The sequence below is a fragment of the Leucobacter sp. M11 genome (genome assembly GCF_035726885.1).
In the GTDB taxonomy this organism is placed as follows: domain Bacteria; phylum Actinomycetota; class Actinomycetes; order Actinomycetales; family Microbacteriaceae; genus JAPFRB01.
In genome coordinates, this window is record NZ_JAPFRB010000003.1 from 735,643 (window position 1) to 741,275 (window position 5,633).

General features: G+C 71.7%; 5 protein-coding genes. All 5 read right to left on the minus strand.

The window, feature by feature from the left end:
* The coding region (locus OOT08_RS11930) for an amidase (protein ID WP_325092871.1) at positions 1-1,073 on the minus strand (1,073 nt) is incomplete at its 3' end.
* The gene (locus OOT08_RS11935) at positions 1,070-2,368 is read right to left on the minus strand and encodes a M20 family metallo-hydrolase (protein ID WP_325092873.1); all 1,299 of its coding nucleotides are present in this window, start codon (positions 2,366-2,368) and stop codon (positions 1,070-1,072) included. The genes OOT08_RS11930 and OOT08_RS11935, both read right to left, overlap by 4 nt.
* A gap of 57 nt (positions 2,369-2,425) precedes the next feature.
* Entirely contained in the window at positions 2,426-3,868 is a 1,443-nt protein-coding gene (locus OOT08_RS11940; protein ID WP_325092874.1) for an MFS transporter, read from the minus strand.
* Positions 3,869-4,123: 255 nt separating this feature from the next.
* On the minus strand, positions 4,124-5,074 hold the full coding sequence (locus OOT08_RS11945) for a LysR family transcriptional regulator (RefSeq protein WP_325092875.1): 951 nt from the start codon (positions 5,072-5,074) through the stop codon (positions 4,124-4,126).
* Positions 5,075-5,133: 59 nt separating this feature from the next.
* The coding region (locus tag OOT08_RS11950; RefSeq protein WP_325092876.1) for a Maf family protein at positions 5,134-5,633 on the minus strand (500 nt) is incomplete at its 5' end.

The following is a 5,633-nucleotide window of genomic DNA, read 5'->3' on the forward strand; positions in this document are numbered from 1 at the left end:
ATGAACCGGCGCGTGTACGCGGCGAGCTCGTCCTCCGTGCCGCGGGTGATGCCGGCCATCGCCGGGCCGAGCAGCTGCCCGAAGTGCGCGAAGATCGTGCGCGCGATCCGCTCCGTGGTCCACGGCAGCCGCACCGGCACGATGACCGCTCCGGCGGCCTCGAGCCGCTCCGCCACGCGCTCGGTGTTGCGCCGGATACTCGCCTGCACGGGGAAGTCACCCAGCTCGATCGAGAGCCCGATGCGCAGCCCCCGCACCGCCCCCGGCCCCGCGGGAACCCCGGCGTCCGGGCGCACCCCGTTCGGACCCCAGGAGCCGTGATCGATCGGGTGCCGCCCCGACATGACCGCGCTCAGCAGGGCCGTGTCGGCGACGGTGCGCGCCATCGGCCCATCGCCCCGGTACCAGTCCGCCGCGAGCGGGGGCAGCCCCGGGATCCGGCCGAAGGGGGCCTTGTACCCCACCGTTCCCGTGAACCCCGCGGGGATCCGGGTGGAGCCCGCGATATCGGAGGCCGTCGCGAGCGTCGCCATCCCGCCCGCGAGCGCCGCGCCCGCGCCCCCGGAGGAGCCCCCGGGCGTCGCCCCCAGGTGCCAGGGGTTCCGGGTCACCCCCCACATGGGGGAGTGCGTGACCGTTGCGCAGGAGAACTCCGGGGAGGTGGTGCGGCCGTGGATCACGCCGCCCGCTGCCCGGATCCGGGCAATCACCGGGTGGTCCTCCTCGGCAATCTCGCCCCGGCAGGCGGCGAGCCCCTGCTCCAGGGACCTGCCCGCGAGCCCGTGCTTCTCCTTCGTGGCCACGGGAAGGCCGAGCAGCGCGGGCACCGCCTCACCGGTGCGCCGATGCCGGGCGTAGGCGTCATCGGCGGCCCGGGCCGTCGTCCGGGCCTCGTCGACCAGGAGCTCCGTGAAGGCATTCACCCCGGTCTCTCGGCCCCCGTTGACTCGGGCGATCCGGGCCTCGGTCGCGGCCAGGAGCTCGCTCGGCGCGAGCGCCCCGGAGCGAAACCCGGCGAGCGCCGAGACCCCATCCAGGAACGCGAGCTCGTCGTCGCCGAGGCCCGCGGTCATCGCGCCGCCCCGGCCCCGGCGGCCGCGCCGCCCACCCCGGCGACCCCGGAGGGCTCGAGCGCCCCCTGGAGGAGCCGCCAGCCGATCTCCGTGAGCACCGCGACGCCCGTGACGAGGTCCTCGTCACGCGTGAACTCGCGCTCGCAGTGGCTCACGCCGTCTACGGAGGGCACAAACATCATCACGGTCGGGGCGATCCGGTTCATCGCGACCGAGTCGTGCCCCGCCATCGTCCGGATCCTGCGGGCGGACACCCCGAGCTCCGCGGCGACCTCCTCCGCGAGCCGGATGCCCGACTCGGGGTAGTGCTGGTTGTCGCGCACGTCGAAGTCGCGCACGTTGATCTTCACGTCGCGCTCCCGGGCGATCGCGTCGATCTGCTCCAACAGGGTCGCCCGGGCATCCGCGACGATCGCCTGATCCGCGGCCCGCAGGTCCGCCACCAGGTGCACCCGCCGAGCCACGACGATCGGCGAGTTCGGCTCGAGGGTGAGCTGGCCCACCGAGGACACGAGCGCCTCCGCTTCGTAGCGCGCCGTGACGTCGTGCACCTTCAGGATGACCTGCGAGGCCGCGACCAGGGCGTCGTGCCGGTCAGCCATCGCGGTCGCTCCGGTGTGCGATTGCTCGCCGAGCACCTCGATATCGAGCTTCTGGGTGTACCAGCTGTAGTCGACCGCGCCGAGCTGGGTGCTCTCCCGCTCCAGGATGCGTCCCTGCTCGATGTGGACCTCGGCGTAGCTCGCCACGGTCGGCCGGGCATCCGTGCCCAGGTAGCCAATCGCCTCCAGGGCCTCGCGCACGCTCACCCCGGCGAGGTCGCGCACCGCCAGCATCTCGGCCTCGTCCATGAGCCCCGCGAACACCGAGCTGCCCATGATGGAGGGAGCGAACCGCCCGCCCTCTTCGTTGAACCAGTTCACCACGGCGAGATTCACCGCGGGGCGCGCGTCGCCGGAGCGCACCCGGTCCTCGAGTCGGGCCGCGGCGTGCAGTCCCGCGATGACGCCGTAGGCCCCGTCGAAGCGACCGCCGAGGGGCTGGGAGTCCAGGTGCGAGCCGAGCAGGACGCAGGGGGTGTCCCCGGCGGCGTCCGGGTGGAAGTCGACGATGGCGAACTGGTTGCCGATCCCGTCGACGCGCACCTCCCAGCCGCGGCGCTCCGCGAAGGCGCGGAACCACTCACGGGTGAGCCGGTCCTCCGGGGTCGCGGCCTGACGGTCCACGCCCTGATTCGGGGTGGCGCCGATCTGGGCGACCTCGTGGAAATCACTGAGGAACTGTTCGGGGGTCATGGGCTTACTCCTTCGGCGTACTGCGGTGCGGGGATCGGGTCACTTGGGGCGCGGGGCCTAAGCGAGCCGGGTGGTCTTCTTGAGGTGCGGGTGGGTCTCCGGCACGTTCGTGAACACGAGCACCAGGAAGACGATCGCCGCGGCGACCGCGACGTAGATGCCCGGGCTCGCGTTGAAGTCGGTGCTGCTCACCAGCCAGGTGCCGATGAACGGCGCGGTGCCACCGAACAGGGCGTAGCCGACGTTGTAGCTCACGGCGGCCGAGGTAAAGCGGGTTTTCGTGCTGAAGATCTCGACGAAGAAGGTGTAGCAGCCGCCGCCGTAGATGCACAGCGCGATCACGAAGAGGAACTGGCCCAGCAGGGCGAGCCCGAAGGAACCGCTCGTCACGAGGAGGAACGCGGGCACGGACACCACGGCGAGCACGGCGGCCCCGGCGATGAGCATGGGCTTGCGGCCGACCCGGTCGCTGAGGATGCCGCCGAGGGGCAGGATGAGCGCGTAGGAGGTCATGGCGATCGCGTTGACGAGCAGCGATTGCTCGCGGCTGAGCTCGCCCGCGGTCTGCACGTAGGCGACGAAGTAGCCGGTGAGGAAGTAGAAGCCCATCGCGGTCAGACCCATGACCATGATGACCTGGAGCATCTGCCGCCAGTTCTGTCGGAACGCGTCCCGGATGGGCGTGTGGTCGCTCCGTTTCGCGGTGGCCTGCTTCGCCTGCACGATCTTGAAGGCCTCGGACTCCTCGGTCTGCGAGCGAATCCAGAGTCCGAAGATGGCCAGGGGGAGGGCGAGCAGGAACGGCAGGCGCCAGCCCCAGCTGTCGAAGGCCTCGGCGGGCATGGAGCTGGACAGCACCAGGATGAGCGTGCCGCCGACGACGGAGGGCAACGCGGTTGCCGCGAGCGTGATGTTGAGCCACATGCCACGCCGGTTCTTCGGCGCGTGCTCGAAGACAAAGGCCGGGGCGCCGACGGACTCGCCGCCCGCGGAGAAGCCCTGCAAGAGACGGCAGAAGACGAGCAGCGCGGGCGCGAGCACCCCGATCTGGGCGTACGTCGGAAGCAGGCCGATGGCCGCGGTGGCGACCCCGATCGTGAGCAGGGTGATGTAGAGCACCGGGCGGCGACCGTAGCGGTCCCCGATGGCCCCGAAGAACAGGCCGCCGAGCGGGCGGATGAGGAACGCGACGCCGAAGGCCGCGAAGGTCGCGAGCAGCGCCGCGACGGGGCTGTCGCTCGGGAAGAAGAGCTTGGAGAGGGTCACGGCGGAGAGGCCGTAGAGGCTGAAGTCGTAGAACTCGATGAACTGGCCGACGCTGCCCGCGAGCAGGACGCGGCGCTTGGCCCGGGTGGCCTCGCGGCGCTCGACGACGGTGAGGGGTCCGGTCGGCAGATTGACAGGGTCGGTGGCCGGGGCGGCCACGCGGCTCTCGGGGACGGGGGCGTCGGAGCCGGTTCCGCTGGGATCGGCGTCGGTTGTCGGGGGTTGGAGCGTCATTGCTTCCTCCGGGTGATCGGTGTGACCGGGGTGAACCCACCTGCCCAGTGCTGCGCGGGCGTTGCGGGGGATCGGGTCCCTCGCGAGGTCCGAAGCCGGTCCCGCGGGGGGCGGTTCGGCGTCGGTGCCGGCCGCTGGGGCTCAGGATCGATCATGGCCGCGGGGGAGCCCCGGGTCCAACAGATTGTTTCGTTTGTTCTCATCGAGGGAATCGATGAGTCGGGGCAGGGCCGGGCAGGGTCCGCCGGCGCCGGATCAGCGCTCGACCGTGGCCGCGGCCGCTGGTCCCGGCCGAGACTGGGGCCCGTACAGGGAGAGGTACACCGATTCGAAGGCGAGGGCCTTTCGCGTGGGCACCACGCTCGCCAGCCGGACGAGGGAGGTCTCCGTCGGCGGCAGCGCGTCCGAGAGGGTGAGCGGGATGACCTGCGCCCCGGCGTAGGTCATGCCGTGATCAACCCACTGGTTGAGCACCGAGTAGCCGTGCCCGAGGGCGACGAAGGAGCGCACGGTCTCGTACCCCAGGGAGACGTGCCGCACCGTGGGCTCCACCCCGAGGTGCTTAAACAGGCCGAGGTAGTACTCGCGGGTGTGCGGCAAATCGAGCAGGATGAGCGGCTCTGCGGCGAAATCGCGCAGGCTCACGGGGCGCTCGCGGTGCTGCGCCGCGGGGTGCCCCGCGCCCACGATGATGTGCGGCGGGACCCGGTCGATGATCTTGCGGACGAAGCGGTGATCGACCCCGAGGTCGTACATGAGCGCGACCTCGCAGGCCCCCGAGCTCAGGGCGGCCTGCAGCGACCCCTGGTCGCCCTCCAGGAAGGTCACGGTCACCCCCGGGTGCAGGCGCTCGAAGCGCTGCAGGATGATCGGGGCGCGAAACGGGGCGAGCGGCGCATAGATGCCAACGACGATCTCCCCGCTCAGCGTGTCCGCGTCGTCGCGGACCGACTGGCTGAGCAGCTCGGCCTGCTCCAGGAACGCGGCGGCGCTCCCGAGCAGGGCACGCCCGGCGGAGGTGAGCCGAAGACGGCGGCTGGGCAAGCGGGTAAACAGCGCCGTGCCGAACTCGCGCTCCAGGTGACTCATCGCGGACGAGAGCGTGGACTGGGTCACGTTCAGCTCCGCGGCGGCGGCGGTCATGTTCTCCCGCCGGGCGACCGCGGCGAAATAGCGCAGCTGCACGAGCGTAAACTCCGGTGTCATGCCCCCAGTCTGGCAGGGCACTCGGAGGCGCGGCCCGCGAGGTGCCTGGACGCCGTGACCTAGAGTGCGGCGGGTTGGTGATTCCAGAGCGCGGGGTAGTCGTGCCCGAGCTCGCGGACGAGCCCGCGGAGGGTCGGCAGGGAGAGCCCGACGACGCAGCTCGGGGCGCCCTCGATCCGGTCGATGAAGGCCCCGGCGCGGCCGTCGATCGCGAAGCCGCCCGCCAGCTTGAGGGGCTCACCCGTGCCGACGTAGGCCGTGAGCTCGGCGTCGGTCACATCGGCGGCGAGGTGGACGAGGGCCGTGTCGACGGCCCCCGCGGCACCGCGCGTCTGTCCGCCGCGCTGGTCGATGAGCCAGTGCCCGGAGTGCAGCGAGCCGCTCCGCCCGCGGTGCTGCTGCGAGCGGGCGAGCGCGATCTCGGGCTCGTGCGGTTTGCCCAGGATCTCGTCGCCCAGCAGGAAGGCTGAGTCGCCGCCGAGGACGAGCCCGTCGAGCTCCGCGCCGTGTCGGCGCACCACGTCCTCGGCCTTGAGTCGCCCGAGGAAGAGCACGGTCT

Coding starts and splice junctions, on each gene's coding strand:
- OOT08_RS11940 (WP_325092874.1), bottom strand. CDS start 3,868: ATGACGCTCCAACCCCCGACAACCGACGCCGATCCCAGCGGAACCGGC.
- OOT08_RS11935 (WP_325092873.1), bottom strand. CDS start 2,368: ATGACCCCCGAACAGTTCCTCAGTGATTTCCACGAGGTCGCCCAGATC.
- OOT08_RS11945 (WP_325092875.1), bottom strand. CDS start 5,074: ATGACACCGGAGTTTACGCTCGTGCAGCTGCGCTATTTCGCCGCGGTC.